Source organism: Sphingomonas paucimobilis NBRC 13935, assembly GCF_000739895.2.
GTDB lineage: Bacteria > Pseudomonadota > Alphaproteobacteria > Sphingomonadales > Sphingomonadaceae > Sphingomonas > Sphingomonas paucimobilis.
The window spans coordinates 12,813-34,798 of sequence record NZ_BBJS01000048.1; the positions used below are offsets into that span (position 1 = coordinate 12,813).

The 21,986-nt window shown below is 65.4% G+C and carries 16 protein-coding genes, 1 tRNA gene and 1 pseudogene; 13 read left to right on the plus strand and 5 right to left on the minus strand.

Annotation, left to right across the window (positions count from 1 at the left end; translation table 11 throughout):
• Window positions 1-69: 69 nt before the first annotated feature.
• The 8 genes from SP6_RS15090 (at window position 70) to SP6_RS15125 (ending at window position 13,538) form a co-directional block, all read left to right on the plus strand.
• Window positions 70-831 carry a prepilin peptidase gene (locus SP6_RS15090; RefSeq protein WP_007405148.1) on the plus strand — a complete coding sequence of 254 codons (762 nt, stop codon included), beginning with the start codon at window positions 70-72 and terminating at the stop codon, window positions 829-831.
• The gene (locus SP6_RS15095; protein WP_037568708.1) at window positions 828-1,265 is read left to right on the plus strand and encodes a hypothetical protein; all 438 of its coding nucleotides are present in this window, start codon (window positions 828-830) and stop codon (window positions 1,263-1,265) included. The genes SP6_RS15090 and SP6_RS15095 overlap by 4 nt, the downstream gene beginning before the upstream one ends.
• Window positions 1,266-1,449: 184 nt before the next feature.
• Window positions 1,450-3,576 carry a BamA/TamA family outer membrane protein gene (locus SP6_RS15100; protein ID WP_007405080.1) on the plus strand — a complete coding sequence of 709 codons (2,127 nt, stop codon included), beginning with the start codon at window positions 1,450-1,452 and terminating at the stop codon, window positions 3,574-3,576.
• Entirely contained in the window at window positions 3,576-7,811 is a 4,236-nt protein-coding gene (locus tag SP6_RS15105) for a translocation/assembly module TamB domain-containing protein (protein ID WP_007405077.1), read from the plus strand. The genes SP6_RS15100 and SP6_RS15105 overlap by 1 nt, the downstream gene beginning before the upstream one ends.
• Window positions 7,812-7,892: 81 nt before the next feature.
• Entirely contained in the window at window positions 7,893-9,062 is a 1,170-nt protein-coding gene (argE, locus tag SP6_RS15110) for an acetylornithine deacetylase (RefSeq protein WP_037568704.1), read from the plus strand.
• A 302-nt stretch (window positions 9,063-9,364) separates the two neighbouring features.
• A complete protein-coding gene (locus SP6_RS15115) occupies window positions 9,365-10,681 on the plus strand; it encodes an EAL domain-containing protein (RefSeq protein WP_007405065.1) in 1,317 nt (438 codons plus the stop codon).
• Complete coding sequence (locus SP6_RS20155; protein WP_007405144.1) at window positions 10,668-13,085, plus strand: tetratricopeptide repeat-containing sensor histidine kinase; 2,418 nt, start codon at window positions 10,668-10,670, stop codon at window positions 13,083-13,085. The genes SP6_RS15115 and SP6_RS20155 overlap by 14 nt, the downstream gene beginning before the upstream one ends.
• Window positions 13,086-13,148: 63 nt before the next feature.
• Window positions 13,149-13,538: a response regulator gene (locus SP6_RS15125; RefSeq protein ID WP_007405091.1), complete on the plus strand. Its 390-nt coding sequence runs from the start codon at window positions 13,149-13,151 to the stop codon at window positions 13,536-13,538.
• On the opposite strand, the gene SP6_RS15130 is transcribed toward SP6_RS15125, so the two are convergent.
• Complete coding sequence (locus SP6_RS15130) at window positions 13,539-14,384, minus strand: class I SAM-dependent methyltransferase (RefSeq protein ID WP_007405134.1); 846 nt, start codon at window positions 14,382-14,384, stop codon at window positions 13,539-13,541. It lies immediately after the preceding gene.
• Window positions 14,385-14,442: 58 nt separating this feature from the next.
• Here SP6_RS15130 and SP6_RS15135 point away from each other — a divergent pair, with 58 nt between their 5' ends.
• From SP6_RS15135 to SP6_RS15155, 5 genes are all read left to right on the plus strand, one after another.
• Window positions 14,443-15,201: a ComF family protein gene (locus tag SP6_RS15135; RefSeq protein WP_037568634.1), complete on the plus strand. Its 759-nt coding sequence runs from the start codon at window positions 14,443-14,445 to the stop codon at window positions 15,199-15,201.
• Between the two features lie 31 nt (window positions 15,202-15,232).
• Window positions 15,233-15,490 (plus strand): glutaredoxin 3, encoded by a 258-nt coding sequence (gene grxC, locus SP6_RS15140; protein WP_007405102.1) that lies wholly within the window; start codon window positions 15,233-15,235, stop codon window positions 15,488-15,490.
• On the plus strand, window positions 15,487-16,311 hold the full coding sequence (locus SP6_RS15145; protein ID WP_007405141.1) for a carbon-nitrogen hydrolase family protein: 825 nt from the start codon (window positions 15,487-15,489) through the stop codon (window positions 16,309-16,311). Before grxC ends, SP6_RS15145 begins: the two co-directional genes overlap by 4 nt.
• Window positions 16,308-16,739 carry a DUF1178 family protein gene (locus SP6_RS15150; protein WP_007405054.1) on the plus strand — a complete coding sequence of 144 codons (432 nt, stop codon included), beginning with the start codon at window positions 16,308-16,310 and terminating at the stop codon, window positions 16,737-16,739. The genes SP6_RS15145 and SP6_RS15150 overlap by 4 nt, the downstream gene beginning before the upstream one ends.
• A gap of 79 nt (window positions 16,740-16,818) precedes the next feature.
• A tRNA-Arg gene (locus SP6_RS15155) sits at window positions 16,819-16,895 on the plus strand.
• Between the two features lie 112 nt (window positions 16,896-17,007).
• Here SP6_RS15155 and SP6_RS15160 read toward each other — a convergent pair.
• From SP6_RS15160 to SP6_RS15175, 4 genes and pseudogenes are all read right to left on the minus strand, one after another.
• Window positions 17,008-17,311 (minus strand): annotated as a pseudogene (locus SP6_RS15160) (aldo/keto reductase); the annotation flags it as partial.
• Between the two features lie 67 nt (window positions 17,312-17,378).
• On the minus strand, window positions 17,379-18,860 hold the full coding sequence (locus SP6_RS15165) for a glycoside hydrolase family 43 protein (protein ID WP_197939283.1): 1,482 nt from the start codon (window positions 18,858-18,860) through the stop codon (window positions 17,379-17,381).
• Window positions 18,857-20,317, minus strand: a complete 1,461-nt coding sequence (locus SP6_RS15170; protein ID WP_007405084.1) for a DUF1593 domain-containing protein — start codon at window positions 20,315-20,317, stop codon at window positions 18,857-18,859. The genes SP6_RS15165 and SP6_RS15170 overlap by 4 nt, the downstream gene beginning before the upstream one ends.
• Before the next feature lie 52 nt (window positions 20,318-20,369).
• Complete coding sequence (locus tag SP6_RS15175) at window positions 20,370-21,974, minus strand: alpha-N-arabinofuranosidase (protein WP_042469339.1); 1,605 nt, start codon at window positions 21,972-21,974, stop codon at window positions 20,370-20,372.
• Window positions 21,975-21,986: the final 12 nt, after the last annotated feature.

Sequence of the window (21,986 nt, forward strand, 5' to 3'; positions counted from 1 at the left end):
GATGTCGTTGTTTGGCGCGGGCCTTACGCCTTTTGCCTGGGGGGCGCAAAGGGGCTAGGGGGCCGGGTCATGACGTTCGGGGCGGAATCGGCGATCTGGGCGGCGATCTATGGCGTGGCGGGGGCGATCGTCGGATCGTTCGTCGCGGCGCTCGTCCTGCGCTGGCTCGACGATCGATCGGTGCTGACGGGGCGGTCCGCCTGTGATGCGTGCGGCCGGACGTTGCGCGCCTGGGAGTTGGTGCCGCTGCTCAGTGCTCTGCTGCTCCGGGGCCGATGTGCACGGTGCGGGGCGCGGATCGATCCGGTGCATGTCCGGATCGAGGGGCTGGCGGCGCTGATCGGCCTGTCCGCCGGCTGGGTGGCGGGGCCCGATGGCTGGACCGGCGCGCTCTTCGGCTGGTCGCTCCTGGCGCTGGGGGCGCTGGATGCGTTGGCGCTGTGGTTGCCCGATCGGCTGACCCTATGGCTGGCGGGTATCGGGCTGATGACCGGGGCGCTGGGGTTCGGGCCGTCCTTCAGCGACCGGATGCTTGGCGGATTGGCCGGGTTCGGGCTGCTCTGGACCATTGCGGCGGGCTATCGGCGCTGGCGTGGGCGCGAGGGGCTGGGCGGGGGCGACCCCAAGCTGCTGGGCGCGATCGGGCTGTGGCTGGGGTGGCGGATGCTGCCGGCGGTGCTGCTGGTCGCCTGCCTGATCGGCCTGGGATATGTCGCGCTCCGTCATGTGTTCGGGCGGCGCTTGGCGGCGGACGATATGGTACCGCTGGGCCTGCTGCTCGCGCTGGCGGCTTATCCGGCATGGCTGTTGATGATAGGATGGGCACCATGATGTTTTCGACCTCGCTCGCGCTGGCGCTGGCCGGCCTTCAATCCGCCCCGGCCGCCCCGGCGGTGCTGATGCTCGGGACGCTGCCACGCCAGGAACTGCCGGCGCGCGGCTGCGCGGCCTATCTGTGGACCGTGCAGGACCAGCGTTTCGTGGCGATGGTCGAGCCGACCCGGCTGCGCATCATGCTCGACGGCAAATCGACCGACCTGCCCGCAGTGGAAGCGGGGGCGGCGGGCGCGCTCGGGCTGGCGAGCACCACCCGCTATGCCGGTGACGGGGTGAATGCGACGCTCGACATGACGATCGCCCAGCGCGAAACGCTGCAGGACGGGGCGATCGTCAGCGACGCCAGTCTCCGGATCGCGCGGGCGGGGCATGATGAAATGGTGGTGCCGGTCGGCGGCCTAGTGGGGTGTGCGCCCGCATCGCGTTGAACGACAACGGAACCCTGGCGGGCATTTTCGCGTTGAGGCCTGCGTTGGGGGATCGATCCGAAATACGGAAGAGCCCTGGCGGGAAGGGGCTATTTACGGCGTGACGCGACGGATCGGTAGACATTATTGGCTTGCAGTCGCGCTGGTTGTTCCATCCTCTTTCGCTTCTCCCGCCCAATCCCAGATGGCACAGCCCGGCACCGCGCCGGCCCGTGGGCCCGATCTGCCCCGCGAGGTGCGCGAGGGCGGTGATCCCCAGGCGAATGCGCCAATCGTCCCCGATGCCGAGTTCAACGCCGCGCTGCCGCCGCTGAGCGGCGACATCAACGCGCCGCTCGAAGCGATGTCGACCATGCAAGCGACCCAGCCGTCGGCGACAGCGATTCCCACGCCCCAGACCGCCCCGCCGCTGCCCGCATCCACGACCAGCCAGCCGCTCGCCACCGGCGATACGATCGCCCCGGTCGCGCCCGAAGACCCGCAACTGGCCCAGCCGCTAACCCCGCTCAGCAGCTTCGATTCGACCCCGCTCCAGACCGCCGCCGATATCAAGGGCGATCGCGCGCCGGAGATCCGGTACGATATGGAAGTACGCGGGCTGGCCGAGCTGAACTTGGATGATGAGTTCCGGTCGCTCTCCGCGCTGCGTGATGGCAAGGGCAAGGCGAGCAACGCGACCCAGGTGTCGGCACGGGCGCGCGAGGACGAGGCGCTGGCCGTGCGCCTGATGAAGTCGCTTGGCTATTATGATGCCACCGCCGTCTCGACGCTCCAGCGCACCGATCAGGGCGAGGGCCAGGCGGGGCGGTTGAACGTTCTGCTGACTGCGACGCCGGGGCGGCTCTATCGCCTGTCGTCGATCACGGTGAAGGCCGATCCCACGACGCCGCCCGACCTGGTCCGTTCCAACCTGCCGCTCAAGGTCGGCGATCCGATCGAGGCGGCGCGCATCCAAGGCGCCGAGGCCAATGTCAGTCTGGTCCTGCCGCAGCGCGGCTATCCCTTCGTCAAGCTGGGCGACCGCGATATCCTGCTCGAGGATCAGGGACCCGAGCCGGTCGGCGCCTATACATTGCCGGTCGACACCGGCCCGCGTTCGTCCTTTGGACAGTTGACGACGACCGGGGACAAGGTCTTCGACCTCGGTCATCTGAACGTCTTCCCGCGCTTCGAGGAAGGGCAGCTCTACGACTCGCGGCTGACCGACGATCTGCGCAATGCGCTGGTCGCGACCGGTCTGTTCAACGGCGTGGCGGTCGAACCCAAGCGGACCGGGCGCATGAACCCCGACGGCACCGAGGCGATCGACCTGCAGGTGACGCAGACCAAGGGGCCTGCACGGACCCTGTCGGGCGAGGCGGGCTATTCGACCGGGCAGGGCGTGCGCGCGCAGGCCAGCTTCACCCATCGCAACCTCTTCCCGCCCGAAGGCGCGCTGATCGCCTCGGTGATCGCGGGCACGCAGGAACAGGGGCTGAGCGGCACCTTCCGTCGCTCCAATGCCGGGCGGCGCGACCGGACGTTCCAGGTCATCGCCTCGGCCAGCCACCAGAATTACGACGCGTTCGATGCGTTCATCGGCACCGTCGCTTTCCGCTGGAGCTATGATTCGACGCCGATCTGGCAGAAGAAGTTTACCTATGCCTTTGGCGGTGAACTGACCGGCACCAACGAAAGCGTCTATGACTTCGCGGCTGGCGAACGGCGGCGCGGCACCTATGGCATCGCCGCGATCCCGGGGCAGGTGGTGTTCGACCAGTCCAACGATCTGCTCAATCCGACGCGCGGCTATCGCTTGAAACTGAACCTCAGCCCCGAAACCTCGGTGCGCGGGGCGGTGCGTCCCTATGCGCGGACGATGGTCGAGGGGACATTCTACTATCCGCTGAACGACAGCCTGGTGATCGCGGGCCGCGCACGGGCGGGGGCCATCTTCGGTATCGAGCGTGACGATCTCGCCCCGTCGCGGCGCTATTATGGCGGCGGCGGCGGCTCGGTACGCGGCTATGGCTTCCAGCGGCTGGGGCCATTCGATCCGCAGGGCAATCCGGTCGGCGGACGCAGCCTGAACGAATTCGCGCTGGAAGCGCGCTATCGCTTCGGCAATTTCGGCATCGTGCCCTTCGTCGATGCGGGCAACAGCTATGAGAGCACCTTGCCGACCGGCAAGGATCTGCGCTTCGGCGCGGGCATCGGCGGACGCTTCTACACCAATTTCGGGCCGCTGCGCGTCGATGTCGCGACCCCGCTGAACCCGCGTCCGGGTGACGGCAAGGTGGCGCTGTATATCTCGATCGGGCAGGCTTTCTGATGGCGGACGAACAGAGCATGTCGCCGGAGCCTGCAACCCAGACCGAAACCGTCATCGTCCGCCGCCCGCTGTGGCAGCGTGTGCTGAAATGGATCGGCTTCACCATTCTGGGCCTGATCCTGCTGGTCGGCGCGATCCTGCTGGGCATCAATACCGATCCCGGCCGTCGCTTCGTCGCGGACCAGTTGGGCGGCTACACCACCGCCTCAGGCCTGAACATCAAGGTCGGACGGATCGAGGGCTCGCTCTATGGCCGGATGAGCCTGGTCGATCTGCGCGTCAGCGATCCCAAGGGCGTGTTCCTGTCAAGCCCCCGGCTGAACGTCGACTGGCGGCCCTTTGCCTATACCAACAATCATATCGACGTCCGCTCGCTCAGCGCCGACCTGGTCACGTTGGCGCGCAAGCCCGAGCTGAAGCCGACGCCGAGCGATCCCAACGCGCCGCTGCTCCCCGATCTCGACATCGATGTGAACCGGCTGACGCTGAAGCGCTTCGTGATCGGTGCGCCGGTGACGGGGCAGCGCCATGTGCTGGCGATCGATGGCAAGGTGCATATCGCCGACCGCCGCGCGCAAGTGACGGCCAGCGCCGACGCGCTGCGCGGGCCCGGCATCGCCGGGGGCGACCGGCTGCGGCTCATGCTCGACGCTGTGCCCGATGCCGATCGGCTGGCGGTGGACGTCAAGCTGACGGCACCGACCGGCGGCGTCGTAGCGTCGATGGCGGGGTTGAAGGCGCCGTTGACCTTGGCGGTCGACGGACGCGGCGGCTGGAAGGCGTGGAATGGTCGCGCCATCGCGACGCTGGGCGGTGGCGAGCTGGCCAACCTGACCGGCACCGCGCGCGACGGGCATATCGAGATTCGCGGCGTGACCCGGCCGGGCCTGTATCTGGAGGGGCCGGTCGAACGGCTGACCGCGCCGGCGTTGCAGGTCGCGATCGACACCACGCTCAACGAACGTCGCGCCGATACGCGGATGAAGCTGCGCTCGGCGGCGCTGATGGTCGATGCGGGCGGCCTGCTCGATCTCGCCAATAGCCGGTTCGGCGATTTCGCGGTCGATGCCAAGCTGCTGACGCCAGGCGCGATCGCCCCCAATCTGCGCGGGCGCGATGTGCTGGCGCGCGTGGTGCTGGACGGTGCCTTCGCAACCCCGACGGTCGATTACAAGATCCGCGCCGCGTCGCTCGGCTTTGGCGAAACCTCGGTCGAGAATCTCTATGCCGAGGGTCTGGCCAAGGTGAATGCCGACCGAATCCTGGTGCCGGTCAAGGCGCGGGCGAAGCGGATCGCCGGGCTCAATGCGGCGGTCGGCGGGCTGACCAACAATGTCGCGATCCAGGGCGACTTCGCGGTCGCCATGCCCAATATCCTGTCGGATAACCTGCGCATCCGGTCGGACAATATCGATGCGACCGCAGTCGTCGTCGCCAATCTCCAGACCGGCCGGTACACCGGCGCGCTGAAGGGCCGGGTCAACAATTACCGGGTCGAGAGCATCGGCATCATCAACCTGACCACCGACGCCAATCTGGTGGCGACGTCTGGCGGGTTCGGGATGAAGGGGCGCGTCGTCGCGCGCACCTCGCAGATCTTCAACGAGGGCGCGCGCAATTTCCTGGGCGGCAATGCGATCGTTCGCGCCGATGTCGAATATAGCCCGCAAGGCATTGTGACCTTCAGCGGCCTGCGCCTTGCCGCGCCGCAATTCCGCGTCACGCGCGGGCAAGGGCGCTATGATCCGGCGACGGGCGCGCTGGCGGTATCGGCCGATGCCTATTCCAACCAATATGGCCCCCTGACCGCGCGGGTGACGGGATCGCAGACCAATCCAGTGGTGGTGCTGAGCGCGCCCCGACCGGGCGTCGGCGTGGGGCTGGCCAATCTGCAAGCGCGGATCGTCGGGCAGAACGGCGCCTATGCCGTCAACGCCAAGGGCGACACCAATTATGGCCCCTTCACCGCCAATGTCCTGGTCAGCACCGGGCGGCAATTGGCGATCGATATCCGCAGCCTGGTCTTTGCCGGGATCAATGCCACGGGCCGCGTGGTGCAGACGGCAGCGGGGCCGTTCGCCGGCGCGCTGCAATTCGCCGGACAAGGGATCAACGGCCGCGTCCAACTCGCCGATCAGGGGGGCAACCAACGCGCCGATATCGCCGCGCGGGCCTATAATGCGCGTATCCCCGGCATGGTCGATTTCACCATTGGCCGCGCCATCGTGAACGCCAGCGTGGTCATGCTGCCCAAGGCGCCGCAGATCGTCGCCGACGCGCAACTGGCCGATACCCGCTATGGCGAGATCGTCATCCAGTCGGCCCGCGCCAAGGTGAACTATACCGGCGGACGCGGCACGGCGCAGGCGGTGCTGACCGGATCGTCGAGCATCCCGTTCAATGTCGCGCTCAATGCCCGCCTGTCGCCCAGCGAATATCTGGTCGCGGCGCAGGGCCAGGCCAATGGCATTCGCTTCCGCACCGCTGCGCCCGCGCGCATCCGGCAGGATCAGGGTGCGTGGCGTCTGTCGCCCACCCGGATCGATTTCGGTCGTGGCTCGGTGCTGATGGCGGGGTCCTATGGCAATGGCCTGAATGTCCAGGCGCGGCTGGATCAGCTTCAGCTTTCCATCCTCGACGCCTTTGTCCCCAATCTCGGCATTTCCGGGCAGGCCAGCGGCGCGCTCGACTTCGCGCAGGCGCGTGATGCCAGCTTCCCGAGCGCCGAGGCCCGGCTGACCATCGCGAATTTCCGGCGGACCGGCCTGTCGGCGGTCTCCGAGGCGGTGGATGTCGTGTTCGCAGGCCGGCTGGTCCCCGATGGCGGCGAGGCGCGCGCGCTGATCCGTCGCGGACAGACGGTGGTTGGGCGCATGGTCGCCAGTCTGCGGCCGCTGCCGCCGGGCAATGGCGGCTGGGTCAACCGGCTGATGCAGGCCCCCTTGTCGGGCGGAATTCGTTACAACGGCCCGTCCTCGGTGCTGTTCTCCTTCGCCGCGCTGCCCAACCAGCAGCTCAGCGGGCCGATTGCGGTCGCCGCCGATTTCGGCGGGCGTGTCTCCGCGCCGCAGTTGAACGGCCTGATCCGCGCCGACAATCTGACCTATGACAATGAGGCCTATGGCACCCGGCTGACCAACATGCAGTTGGCGGGTCGCTTCACCAACGATCGGCTGGAGATCACGCGGCTTCAGGCCAAGGCGGGCGAGGGCAGCATCCAGGCGCAGGGCTCGATCGGGTTGGCGGCGGACAGCGGCTATCCCATCGATATCCGGGCGCAGCTCAACAATGCCCGGCTGGCCGACAGCGATGCGCTGGCCGCGACGACCAGCGGCACGATCCGCATTACCAATGGCCGCGATGGCGGGCTGATCCAGGGCGACCTGACCGTGCCCAATGCGCGCTATCAGATCATCCGCCAGGGCCAGGCCGAAGTACCCGAACTGACCGGCGTGCGGCGGCGCAGCGAAATTCGCGTGGCCCGCCCCACCGATCGGCCGGCACCGCCCAAGCCGGCTGGTCTGTTCCGCCTCGATCTGCGGGTGCGAGCCAACAACCAGCTCTTCGTGTCCGGCATGGGGCTGGAATCCGAATGGGAAATGGACCTGCGTGTCGGCGGCACCAGCGCGGCGCCGACGATCAATGGTGGCCTGGATCTGGTGCGTGGCACCTATAGCTTCGCCGGCAAGCGGTTCGACGTGAATCGCGGCACGGTCCGCTTCCGGGGCGGTGCGCTGACCGATCCGGATATCAATATCCAGGCGACGACGACCACCGATGGCATCACGGCGGTGATCAACGTGACCGGCACCGGCCAGCGTCCGCAGATCAGCTTCACCTCGACCCCGACCCTGCCGCAGGACGAGGTGCTCAGCCGCTTGCTGTTCGGGACCAACCCGGAGAATCTTTCCGCGACCGAGGCGATCCAGTTGGCGGCAGCGCTCAACTCGCTGCGGGGCTCGGGCGGCGGGCTTAATCCGCTCGGCAAGCTGCGCTCGGCCACCGGGTTCGACCGCCTGCGCGTACTGGGCGCCGATGAGGCGACCGGGCGTGGCACCAGCTTGGCGGCGGGCAAGTACCTGACCGACAATATCTATGTGGAGATCGTCACCGACGCGCGCGGCTTCACCGCTACGCAGTTGCAGATCGCGTTGACCCGGACGCTCAGCCTGTTGACTCAGACGGGTTCGTTTGGCGGCTCGGCGGGGTCGCTGCGCTACTCGCGCGACTTCTGATGCCGCGGCGGCTCGAGCCCTGCAGCCTGAGCCGCCCGCCTCGGGGTTTCACAAGGGTGTAACATGGGGCAGGATGGCGGCATGACGCCCGACCGCCTCACCGCCGATGCCATCGCCATCCTGGCCGACCTGATCGCGATCGACACCACGTCGCGCGAATCGAATCTTGATCTGATCGCCTATGTCGAGCGGCATCTGGCCGGGATCGGCGTGACCGGTCGGCGAGTCGCCAATGATGATGGTACCAAAGCCAATTTCTACGGGACCATCGGTCCGATGGAGCGCGGTGGTGTCGTGCTGTCGGGGCATACCGATGTCGTCCCCATCGATGGCCAGCCCTGGACCAGCGACCCGTGGCGGCTGACCCGGCGCGGCGACCGGCTGTTCGGGCGGGGTACGTGCGACATGAAGGGGTTTCTAGCGCTATCGCTGGCGGTTGCGCCTTATGTGGCGCAACAGGGGGGCGCACGACCCCTGCACCTCGCTTTTTCCTATGATGAGGAGGTCGGGTGCCTGGGCGCGCCGTCGATGATCGCCGAGATCGCCCGCGAGGTGCCGTCGCCCGCCGCCGTCGTGGTGGGCGAGCCGACCGAGATGGTGGTGGTCAGCGGGCATAAGGGCATCGCCACCTGGATCGTGACCGTCACGGGGCACGAGGCGCATTCCAGCCTGACTCATTTGGGGGCTTCAGCCAATATGGTCGCGGTGCGGCTGATGCAGCAGCTCGCCGATCTGGCCGATCGCCTGGCAGGCGAGGGCGATCCGCATAGCCCCTTCTGTCCGCATCACGCGACCCTCACCATCGGGCAGGTGAATGGCGGTACCGCGGTCAATATCCTGGCGCGCGAATGCCGCTTCGCCTTCGATCTGCGCACCCTGCCGGGGCAGGAACCGGAAACGCTGCTCGCGCCGTTCTTCGCGGCCTGTGCGGAGGCGGATGCGAAGCTGTCGGCGCGCTTCTCCGGCGCAGGGGTGCTGGTGGAGCGACGCTCCCGCACCCCATCCTTCGCGCCCGAGCCGGACGGGATGGCGGAACGTCTGGCGCGGGGTTGGGCAGGAGATAACGGGCCGGCGCGCGCGGTGCCCTATGCCGCCGAGGCGGGGCAGTTTCAGGGGGCGGGCTTCTCGACCATCATCTGCGGGCCGGGCTCGATCGCCCAGGCGCATCAGCCGGATGAATATATCGATATCGCGCAGATGGAGCGGGGGGCCGCCTTCATGATGCGGCTGGCGGATGATCTGGTCCGATAACGGACGAGAAAAAATCCACGGTGAACAATCAAGAAGCATGAAGCGATTCGGACCTATTCTATCCGAATCGCTTCATACCATAACCTATGTTTACCAGGGGCGCATCGTCTCGCCGTAGATCAGCGCAAGAATGAACTTCAGCATGGGTTTTCTCCCTTGTGGACGCCCTTAAGAGCGCGGAAATATAGTTAATCCTAAATTAACCATATCGCAATGGATTGGCGGCGCTCGGGGTAACGGTTTGTCGCAAGCCGAGAAACGGGGTTAACGCCTTCTTTAACCATGCCCGGTAGATTGGTGTCGTGAACGACGACCTTTCTCGCTTTGCGTCCGGCACCGCCGCCCCCGTGGCCCACGACCCGCAGGGTTTGGCGGATGAACCGTTCTGGCAATTCCTGATCCTGGTTGCGATCGGCAATTTCGCCATGCTGCGGCGGCATGTAGGGCGCGAGCAGAGCGCCATGCTGGCCGAGGCGGTGGCGGCGCGAGTCGCGGGACTGTTCCCCGAGGCGACGGTACGAGCGACGAGCACCACCCAGATCGAGATTATGATGCTGGCGCCGCAGCGTGCCGCGTTGGACGTGAATCTGGCGCTGCTGGGTACGGCCCTGGCACGCCCCTTCACGGTGGCGGGGCAGGAATGCGGGATCGAGCCCGTGCTGGGCGCGGCCACCGCGACGAATCCGCATGAGGACGATATCCGCCTGCTCGAAGAGGCCGAGCAGGCCTTGGCCGATGCGCATATCGAATGCCGCTCGGTCGTGCGCGATCTGGTCGTCCGGACCGACCGGCTCGATCGCATCACGCTGGCACGGGAACTGACGCAAGCGATCGAACGCGACGCGCTGTTCGTCGAATATCAGCCCAAGGTGCATGTGCGGCAGCAGCGTGTGTGCAGCATCGAGGCGCTGCTTCGCTGGCGCCATCCGGTACATGGCATGATCTCGCCGGTCGAATTCATTCCGGTCGCCGAGGAATCGCGGATCATCGCGCCGCTGACGCTATGGACGATCCGCCGGGTGATCGCCGATCAACGCCGCCTGGCTGCGAGGGGGCATGAGCAGCGCATCTTTATCAATATTTCGGGCGTTCTGCTCGGCGACCGGGACTTTGTTCGCCAGGCCTGCGCGCTGGTGACCGACAGCGGGGCCAGCGTCGGGTTCGAGATCACCGAGACGTCGGTGATCCGCGATCCCGAAAGCGCGATCGCCAATCTTCAGACCTTCGTCGATATCGGCATCGCGCTGGCCATCGACGATTATGGCGCGGGCCTGTCGTCGCTATCCTATCTGAAGCAGCTTCCGGCCTGCGAACTGAAGATCGACAAGCTGTTCATCACCCAGTTGACCAGTTCCAATCGCGATCCGCTGATCGTCCGCTCGACCATCGATCTGGCGCATGCGCTGGAGATGGAAGTCGTGGCCGAGGGGGTCGAAACGCCCGCCGCGCTCGCGCTGTTGACCGTCATGGGATGCGACATGGTCCAGGGCTATCTGATCAGCCGGCCGATCGGCTTCGATGCGCTTTGTCAGTTCCTCGACGAACAGACGCATCAGGCGGTGATTGCGCAGGCCGCTCCCCTGTCGTTGGGGCGCTTCGTAGCCCGTGCGCGCGCTTAGGGTCGCGATCGTCGCCCTGGCCCTGCTGATCGCAGGGGCCGAGGCACGTGCATCCGTTTCTCCGGCCTTCGACGCCGCCGTCGACGCCGCAAAGGCCGAGATGTTGCGCGATCCGGACCAGGCGATCACCCAGGCCGAACGCGCAAGACGCATCGCCGAACGGATCGATCAGGCACAGCCGCGTGCGCTGGCGCTGGCCACCGCCGGGTGGCTGAGGGGGGAGGCGCGCATCCGGCTACGCGATGATCGGGCGGCTCGGGCCGATATCCTGGACGCGCTGGCCATCGCCCAGAAGCTTGCGCCGGGCTCCGAACTGCATGGCAATGTGCTGCTGTCGAAGGGAAGCCTGGATACCGACAGCGGGAATATCGCGGGTGCGCTGACATCCTATCAATTCGCCTATCGGGTGTTCCAGCATCGCGAAGACCCGCGCGGCCAGGCCCGTGCGCTGGTTCAGATCGCCAATCTCTATATCGACGGGAAGGATTACGCCTCCGCGTTGCGATATCTGGAACAAGCCCGCGCGACCTATCTCGGCGATGACTCGCTGCGCATGGTGATTCTGAACAACCGATCGATCACCCTGGGCGAATTGGGGCGCGTCGCCGACTCGCTTGTCCAGTTGCGCGATGCACGAAAGCTGGCCCAGAAACTGAATAGTCCGGCTCTGCTGGCGCAGGTCTGGCGCAATATCGCGCGTGGCGAACTGCGGCTGGGCCGGGTGGATGCCGCCAACGCCGCCATCGTGCGGGCGCGACAGGCCGATCCCGAGGCCGACCCCGCCGATCGCAACGCCCTGTTGAGCATTGCTGCCCAGGCGGCGTTCCAGCGCGGGCAATATGCCGCGGCGGCGCGGGCGATCTATGAGAGCTTTGCCGGCGTCGACCTCGCCACCACGCCGGTGTCGCAGCGGGATGCCCATCAGACGGCTTATCGCATCTACGCCGCCACCGGCCGAACGGCGGATGCGCTCAAGCATCTCCAGGCCCTGAAGCGGATCGATGACGAATCGACCCGGCTGGCGACCTCGACCAATTTGGCGCTGATGAGCGCGCGGTTCGACTTCGCCAATCAGGAACTGCGCATCGCGCGGATGAAGGCGGCCGATCTTCAGCGCAATATCGCTTTCGAGCGCGAGCAACTGCGTACCGAACGGTTGATCATGTTCGGCTCTGTGGGGGCGATCATCGTCGTGCTCGGCCTGCTCGGCATCTGGCTGTTCACGCTGGGGCGCAGCCGCAACCGGATTCGCGCGGCGCATGGCGATCTGGCGATCACCAACGATCGGCTGGAAAAGGCGCTGGCGGTGAAGACCGATTTTCTGGCCACCACCAGCCATGAGATCCGGACGCCGCTGAACGGCATTCTCGGCATGACCCAGGTGATGCTGGCCGATATCCGCCTGTCGTCCGACACGCGCGAGCGGGTGGAGGTGATGCACGGCGCCGGCCTGACCATGCGTGCGCTGGTCGACGATCTGCTCGATGTGGCGAAGATCGAGCATGGCCGGCTGACGCTGGAACAGGCGCCGTTCGATCTGGCCGCGACGATCCGCGAGGCATCGCGCCTGTGGGAGGATCAGGCGGCGGCCAAGGGTATCGGTTTCACCACAGACCTTCGCGACTGTCCGACGATTGTGATGGGGGATTCGGCACGCATCCGCCAGATCGTCTTCAACCTGTTGTCCAACGCGTTGAAATTCACGCCGGAGGGCCGGGTCGACCTGTCCGTCAGCCGCCAGTCCAAGGGTGTCTCGATTCGGGTCAGCGATACCGGCATCGGCATCCCCGCCGAAAAGCTGGAGGAAATCTTCGAGGCCTTTCGCCAGGCGGATGCCAGCACGACCCGCCAGTTCGGCGGCACGGGCCTGGGGCTGGCCATTTGTCGGCGTCTGGCCCAGGCGATGGGCGGCGATGTGACGGTGGACAGCGAATTGGGGCATGGCACGCACTTCACCCTGTCGCTGCCCCTGGTCGAACAGCCGGTGCCGTCGTCCAGCGAACCCGAACAGCCGCTGTTGCTGATCGTCGATCGCAATCCGATCCGCCGGGCGATGTGGACCAAACTGGCCGCCGCTCACGCCCGGGTCGTCTTCGCGGGATCGCCGGCAGAGGCGGCGGCGCGGTTGCGTGACGGCGGCGTCGCCCAGGTCCTCATCGACGACAGTGCGATCCGGGACGACGGCGTTACGACGGCACTGGTGTCCATTCTGGACGCCTTGCCGGGGCCCATGCCGGTCGCGCTCTTGTGGCCCGAGAACGAACCCTTTGACCGGAACGAATTTCTTCGAGCGGAATTGATGAAGGTTATCGCAAAGCCGGTCGCGGGAGGCGAGGTGATCCGCATGTTGTTCGACGCCTCACCGCAAACCGATCAACGCCCACTTGTAACGCAAGCGGCATGATCGTTAGGGCGGATTCATGATCGCGCTCTATCAGCCACGCATCCGCGCAACGGGAGAAGGGCGATGAACGTCCTTTTCATCGAGGATGACCGCATGAACCGCCGGGTCGTGCGCGACATGCTCGATGTCGCCGGCGCGACCATGGCAGAGGCGGAAAGCGCCGAGATCGGTCTGGATATGATCGATCGCGAAACCTATCACATGATCCTGATCGACCTGCGCATGCCGGGGATGGATGGCATCACCGCCATTCGCCACATTCGCGCGCGTGCCGATGCCAAGGCGGAATTGCCGATCATCGTGATCACCGCCGACAGCGGTGTCGATTTGCGCGAACGCTGTCTGGGCGCGGGGGCCGACGACGTCATCATCAAGCCGGTGGCGATGGACCAGCTCTTCGAGGCGATGGGCCGTATCCTGGCGGGCGACCGCGGCGGATCGATGATCGCCTGATCAATCCTGCTTGGGCGGGACGCGCAGCGCCTCGGCCAGCGACGCGGTCGCGCTGCCGCGCTTGGCGGGCAGGGGTTGCGACGGATCGGGGGCCCAGCCAGTCAGGAAGATCAGGTTGAACTGCTCGGCCGTCCGGCCATCCGGATCGGCCATGCCGGCAAACGCCGTCGCCGCCGAGGCCAGGCCTGCGCGCGTGATCGGCCGCCGCTCGGCCAGCATATTGCTCGCCGCCATGCCGCGCAGATCGCCCAGCAGCCGCCCGAAATCGCGGTATCGCACGTCGAGCGTCTCGATATCGGCGACCGGCAGGGTGAAACCGGCGCGCATCAGCAGATCGCCGGCCGATCGCACATCGACCTGCGGATGCAGCCGTGCCACCGGCCGCTCCGCTTCGGCCTGGCGCAGGCTGGCGCGCAGACGCGGCAGCGAGCCACCGCCGACGAACGCGCCCAGGAACAGCCCGTCGGGGCGCAGCACCCGGCGAATCAAAGCCAGCGCGCCGGGTAGGTCGTCGATCTGGTCGAGCACCCCCGCGCTGACCACCAGGTCGAAGCTGCGATCGGCGAAGGGCAGGCGGTCCTCATCCGCCTGCACGCCCCGCGCGGTTCGGGCAAAGGCGAAGCCGGGATCGACCCGGGCCACCCGTGCGTCCGGCGGCGGCACGAACGCGCCATCGAAACAACCCAGGTCGAGTATGTCGCGAAACGGCCGGGTCACCGCGTCCAGCCGCTCGGCGATGCCGTCCAGCATGGCGGCGCGCAGGAAATCATGTGCGGCATAATCGGGCTGGGCGCGGTCGCGACGCAGGCGGCGCGCGGAACGGTCGAAGATGGCGGGCGGTATCACGGCGGCGCTTGTGCGCGCTTGTGCGATCGGGAACAAGTCGATCCATGGGGCGGGGCGCATGAACAGGCCGGGATTTGCGGCGGACTGGGTCTCGCGACTGCGGGCGGTACCGGGTGCCCTTATCGGATGGGCGCTGCCGCCGCGCTGCCCCGGATGTGGCGAGCCGGTGGAAAACGATCACCGTTTCTGCGCCGCCTGCTGGGGCGGGTTGCGGTTTCTGGATGCCTCGGGCTGTCCCGGTTGCGGCATGCCGGGAGAGGGCGGTACCGCCCTGCGCTGTGGCCCCTGTCTGGCCGATCCCCCGGCCCATGCGGGCATTTACGCCGCGGTCGCCTATGGCCCGATCGCGCGCGAATTGCCGATCCGGCTGAAGCATGGCGGGCGGATCGGCGTGGCCGACACCATGGCGGGGCCGATGGCACGCCGCATGCCGCCGGGGGCCGAGTTGCTGGTACCCGTTCCGCTTCATCGCTGGCGATTGTGGCGGCGGGGATTCAATCAGGCGGTGTTGATCGCCGCCGCGCTGTCGAAGCGTACCGGCGTGCCCGTCGCCCGCGATGCGCTGGTCCGTATCAAGCCGACCCCGTTGCTGCGAGGTTTGTCGCCGCGCCAGCGCCGGGCGGCCGTGACGTCGGCCTTTCGCGTGCATGATCGCGAGGCCGTGGTGGGGCGCCATATCGTGCTGGTCGACGATGTCTATACGACCGGCGCCACCGCCGGCGCCTGTGTCCGTGCGCTGCTGCGCGCCGGCGCGGCGTCGGTCGCGATCCTGTGCTGGGCCCGGGTGATCGACCGCGATCGGGACGGCGGCGATTGACAAGCGGCCTTGTGCGACACACCTGACAATCATGGCAAAGGTCGAAATCTACACCAAGGCGTTCTGCCCCTATTGCACCCGGGCCAAGGCGCTGCTCGCTTCCAAGGGCGTCGAGCCCGAGGAATATGACATTACCATGGGCGGCCCCAAGCGCGGCGAAATGATCGAGCGGGCGAACGGCCGCACCACCGTGCCGCAGGTCTTTATCGACGGACAGCATATCGGCGGCTCGGATGATCTGGCCGCACTCGACAGGCGAGGAGGGCTCGACCCGCTCCTGTCGGCATGACCGACATCGCCGTGCTGCAAATGACGGCGGAGATCGATCCCGCCGCCAATGCCGACACGCTGGAACGGGCGATCGCGGAGGCGAGGGCGCGCGGTGTCGCGATGCTGTTTACGCCCGAAATGTCCGGGCTGATCGACCGCGATCGCACGCGGGCGGCGGACAAGCTGATGCCTGAGGAAGGCGATCTGGTGCTCGCGCGGGTCCGCGCGGCGGCGGCCGAGCATGGCGTGTGGGTGCATCTCGGCTCGCTGGCGATCCGGCGTGAGGATGGGCGGCTGGCCAATCGCGCCTATGTCATCGACGATCGCGGCGCCGTGCGCGCACGCTATGACAAGATGCATCTGTTCGACGTCGATCTGCCGAGCGGCGAAAGCTGGCGTGAATCCGCATCCTATGCGGCTGGTAAGCAGCCGGTGGTGGTCGATACGCCGGTTGGTCGGCTGGGGCTCGCCATCTGCTACGACCTGCGCTTCCCGGCGCTGTTCGCCGCCTTGACCGAGGCGGGGGCGACGATCCTGTCGGTGCCGGCGGCGTTCACTCGGCCGACCGGCGCGGCGCATTGGCATATTCTGCTGCGGGCCCGCGCGATCGAGGCGGGTGTCCATCTGGTCGCCGCCGCGCAGACCGGCGAGCATCAGGACGGCCGCACGACATACGGCCACTCGTTGGTCGTAGGGCCATGGGGCGAGGTTCTGCTCGACATGGGTGACGCGGCGGGCCTGGGACTGGCCAGCATCGACGGCGCGCAGGTCGATGCGGTGCGCGAGCGCCTGCCGGCGATCCGTCATCGCCGCGCGATCGGGCCGGTGACGCTGGCATGATCGTCTTCGATCTGCGCTGCACCAGCGGCCATGTCTTCGAGGCCTGGTTCGCCTCCTCGACCGCCTATGCCGAACAGCGTGCGGCGGAGCAGGTCGAATGCCCGCTCTGCGGTGACTGCGCGATCGAAAAAGCGGTGATGGCGCCGCAGATCGCCGCCAAGGGGAACAGCAAGCCCGACGCGCCGTCCCCGCAAGCGATCAAGGCCGCGCTGGAGCAATTGGCGCAGGTGCAGGCCAAGGCGCTGGAAAAATCGACCTGGGTCGGCACCGCATTTGCCGACCGCGCCCGCGCAATGCACGAGGGCGAGGCGCCGGTGACGCAAATCCATGGCCAAGCCAGCTTGGCCGAGGCCAAGGCCCTGGTCGAGGAGGGCGTGCCCGTCGCCCCGCTTCCCTTCCCCGTGGTGCCCCCGAAACTGGCCAACTGAATGGGAAGGGGGGCGGCACGGCATCGCCAAACCACTCTGGACCATGCCCCTCGTCCCGAGTATCAACACCCCCGCGCGGGGCCCCGTAGCTCAGCAGGATAGAGCATCAGATTCCTAATCTGAGGGCCACTGGTTCGAATCCAGTCGGGGTCACCACGCAAGGCTTTGCGATACTAGGAAAAAGGGGCCGAAGATTTCCGGCCCCTTTTTACATTCCGACCTTTCCGAGATCGGAATTCCGACTTTTATCGGAGCGCGTCGGGATTCATGCGACAACGCTCTGCGCTGCGGCGGCCAGCGGCACGCCGCCCCGCCAGTGCAGCAGATAGAGGTCAGACCGGTCGGTGCGGAGCCGTGCCAGACTCGTCTTGCAAACGCGGGGGCAGGCGATCGCGCAAAGCATTCTGCGGATAGGCCCTGCTTACGAGAAAAACCTGATCCCGGTTGCCCTGGATGGCCTCTCCGACGAGGCGTTCGGATTCGCCTTCAGCGTACATTTCTGCCGTATCGATCAGAATCAGACCGAGATCGATGCCTTCGCGCAAGGCGCCGATCGTGCTCAGGATCAAGATTGCTCTTCTCGGCGAAAGTTCAGGCGTCCGCCCGACCGCTTTGATGCCATGCCCGCTTAGCTCGGGATCATTTGAGGAAGCGCCAATAGTCGAAATCGAACAGTGCGCGATCACCGGCGCCCCTGAAAACCAGGTATAGGTCACGATTGCCCACCGCGCCGCTGATGGAGGTGCCGCGCTCTTGCCACTGTCCCGTTGCGCCGGTCTCGCCGACCTGAAGCGTCCCGATGACCGGTCCGTCAACGCGATCCAGGTGCAGTTCGATGCTGGAGCCTGGCACACCGTTCGCGACAGACGCGACAAAGCGTCGAGGACTCGTCGGCCCGAAGTTCACGCCGGCAATTTTAATGTAAGTGCGGTCCAGCGTGCGCGTCACGTAGACGCCCGATTGCGCGTTGCGCGCGGTTGTGACGCCGGGTGCCCAGTCATAGCGGCGATCCCGATCACGCTTGATGCGGGATGTCCACGCAATCGTCTCTGCCTCCACCCGTTGGTAAGGATCGAGCGTTTCGATCTGAGGTGCTTGAGTGACATCCCACCAGTGCAGGTTCGGGATGGTGCCATCCGCGTTATATTCGAACTTCGCGACGCTCACGGCGCGCCGCTCGTGATGAATCGGCGTCATTGCGAAGTTCAGTTCGTAGTTGAATCCGAACAGGTAAGAGCCGCCCTTATAGTCGATGATGCCGGGATGGTTGCCGGTGGCGCGCCCATCATGATCCATGATTGGCCCTTTGTAGATCCAGGGCCCGGTGGGCTTATCACTCATCGCATACCCGATACCTTCAGAGCAGCAGGTCGAGGCGAAAGCCATGTAGTAGCGGTTGTCGTGCTTATAGAACCACGGCCCTTCCTGATAATCGAAGATCCGATCAACCTTGGTGATCGGGCCGGCATAGGACGTCATGTCCTTGTTGAGCTTGACATACCAAAGGTCGGGATTGCCCCAGTAGAGATAGGCTTGCCCGTCATCGTCGATCCAGACGGTCGGATCGATGAAGCCGTCGTGGGCGGCGATCAGTGGCTTGCCAAGCACATCCGTGAACGGCCCCTCGGGTTTGTCGGCAACGGCTACCGCGATGACATTCTTCGGCGATCCGGGCACGCTGATGGGGACGTAAAGGTAGAATTTGCCGTTGCGCGCTATCACCTGCGGTGCCCAGGCATCATTGGTCTGCACAGCCCATGGGAACGTCTTGAGGGACGCGACCGTGCCTCGATCCGTCCAGTTCACCATGTCGGTCGAACTGTAGAGTTGCCAGTCGAGCATCTTGAAGCCCGAGGCGTCGTCCTCGTCGTGGCTGGTGTATAGATAGACCACGCCGTCATGGACCATAGGCGCCGGATCGGCGGTGAAGCGGGTCTGGATGACTGGCGCGCCCACCTGCGCCTTTGCCGGCGGAGCAGCTGCCATGATGAGCCCAGCGAACAACCCAAGGTTCATGGCAAGCAAGCGGGAGAACGGTATCATATGAATTGCACCTTTGTTGCGTTGCCCTTGGAGCGCGGATGCCGTCAGTTTCAGCCGGCCGACGGTTGGATCATTCAAGGTTCGATGGTGACGATCACCCTGGCGTAGCGCGTCAGTGGAGGAGACCCCTTGTCCGTCACGGCAAGGATGAAGTGCGCCTCGCGAGGAGCATCGACCTTAGGCGCGGTGAAATCGACCGTGTGGATGTTGGGCGAAATGCCGGATCCAATCGCGCTGCTCCAGCCACCGATCTCCGGGTAATGAAACCAGTAGTAGCTGAGGCTGTCACCGTCAGGATCGGTCGATCCGACGGCGCTCAGAACGAAGCGCTGCCCGCTCTTCACCGTCATATAGGCCGGGCTTGCGAGCTTCACGATGGGGGGGTGATTGGCGTCCTTGTAAGCTTTGGTCGACCAATCCACCCGGGCAGCGAAGTCATTTTGGAAGTCCGGTCGCCATCGCCACAGTGTGCCGCGGAAATCCTTGTAAGAACGGTCGCCCGGTATCATCGCCCTGCCCACCGGATTGCGGATCAGCGGCGTGACGGCGTCGGTGGCGTTCGTCCAAATTGGCCGGGTCTCCGGCTCGATCAGCACGCCACCCGTAAAGCCCGATGGGTCCGTCATCTGCTTCGACGGGGTGTAGAGTTCGTAGCGCCCGCCCCATCCGCCCCAGTCCGGGTGGTCCGGGGCACTGAGTCCATTAGGGATCAGTGAGAGATAGGCTGGGGTGTCCCCTTCCATCCCATAGGCAACATCCGGATAGATCGCGCCGAGCGGACCATGCCCCTGCTGTATATGTTCGCGCAGCCAGTCGTTCGAAATAACGTTATTATCCGCGCCATCGATGTGGGCGTGAATGCCCGTCCATGTGCCCGCGCCATAGCCCCCGGGACTGACGATGTAGAACAGATCAGGGAAAGTCTTGCGGATCCAGGCACCACTGTCGTCCTGGTCGGAAATGGTATAAATCCGAAGCTTGGCGATCAAGCGCTTGAGATCTTCCGGCGATCGGTTTTGCTTGATGCTATAGAGCGCTTGCGCCAGCGTGTTTGCGCCGCCCCATATGGACACCCAGAGCGGCCGCGGATCGTTCCGGTCCAATGCCTCGATGATGAGGCGCGAGCCGGCTGTATCATGCTTGGCGCCGACCATCGCCATGCCGTAGCCGGGCTGCCCCTCACGCACCAAAGATGTCAGCTTTGTCGCAGTCGGAAATCCCGGCTCATGCAGTGCCAGCTTTGGTTGCACCTTCCCATAAGCATCAATGATCCGCCGGATGGAATCCGGGTGAATCGCCGTTTTCATGTGAGTGGAGGTCGTGGCGACCAGCCCCTCAATGTCGATCTGGTTCGCGTAGAGAAAGAGGCGGATGAACGACTGGGTATCGTCAGGATCGGCTTCTATGTCGCTCAAGACGATGAGACGCTGCTTCGCTACCTCCGCGGCGACGGCATGGGTTTGAGCCAAGCCCGCTACCGGCGTGACCGGCTGGATAGCCGCTGCTGCAGCAGCCAACGCAAAAACGGCTTTCATATGAGACGCGCGACTTTCGAGCAGAGGGGCGTTCCACCTAGGATGAGGACCATCATTCGGTGACGCTCAGCACCGTCACCGACTTGGCCGGCACGGTCACTTTCAGCCGCCCGCCTGTGACTTTGGCGGAAATCGGTTGCGGCTCAACTTCGTCGGGTTTGTCATAGGTGTTGACGGCATCGACCCGCGCCGCCGTCAGCACGGTGCCGGATGCCCGCTTCGCTCGAATGCCCTCGAGCGCCACATCAATGTCTGCAATTTTGTTGGGATCGACGTTGGTGAGCGCGATCCACAGCTTTCCGTCCGTGCCACGCGCAGCAATCGCATCGATGCGTGGCACGCTCACCTCGCCGAACTTGTAGGTTCCGGCATCGAAGCTGATCGGCAATCGCTTGGCGCCCTGGAAAGGAACATACATCTTGAAAAGGTGATAGGTGGGGGTCAGCACCATCTTCGGGCCGTCCGTCAGGATCATCGCCTGAAGGACGTTCACCATCTGGGCGATCGCGGTCATTCGCACTCGATCGGCGTGTCGCGCAAACATGTTCAGATTGATCGAAGCAATGATGGCGTCGCGAATCGAGTTCTGCTGATGCAGGAAGCCATCTCTGCTACCTGGAAGCTTGGCGAGCCACACGCCCCACTCGTCGATAACCAGCGACACCTTCTTCTCGGGATCATATTTGTCCATCACCGAAGAATGGACGCGGATCATGTCCTCCATTTTCAGCGTGTCCTTGATGAGCATGGCGTATTCACGCTCACCAAAGTTGATGCTCGAGAAGGACGGAGGCCAGCTGATCCAGGTGTAATTGTGCATCGAGAGCCCTTCGATGCTCCAACTCCAGTCGTGCCCCTTCCACGCTTTCATTACCGTTTCGGTGTAGGCGGTATCCAGTCCTCCCGGACCGACTGCGATCCGCTGCATCGGATCGGACCCGGCGATCGAGCCACCGGCCGGGTTGTCGGTCCCTTGCTGCTCCAGGTTCAGGTTGCGGGTGAACCTGGCGTAGCGCTTCATCTCATCGACATAATAGTCGGCGCTATACGCCCCGCCGCAGCTCCAGCTTTCGTTACCGATACCCAGAAACTTGACTCGATAGGGCTTGGGGTGACCATTCGCGGCGCGCTCCGCTCCCGCCGTCGTGCGACGGTCGGCGGTCATATAGGCAAGCCAGCTAGCAGCTTCCTTGACGCTGCCTGACCCCATGTTGACGGAGATGTAGGCCTCAGATCCGATTTGGTCGAGGAAGTCGAAAAATTCGTCCGTGCCGAAGTCGTTCTTCTCGAGCGCGTTACCCCAGCTGCCGTTCACGGTGACCGCGCGCTTGGCACGCGGTCCAATGCCGTCGCGCCATTGATATTCATCCGCGAAGCAGCCGCCAGGCCAACGAACGCTCGGAACCTTGAGCGCCTTCAGCGCCTGAACCACGTCGCTCCGAATGCCTCGCACGTTGGGTATGGGGGATTCCTCACCCACCCAGACACCGCCATAGATGCCAGCGCCGAGGTTCTCAGCGAACTGACCGAAGATATTCCGGTTGATTTTCGGCCCAGCGCCATCGGCTTTGATGGTGATCGCGACAGGCGCAGATTGCGCTAGGGCTGGAACCGGGCACAAAGCGCAAGCCAGCGCCGCTATCGGGTTAAACCTCACCGCCTGACCTTG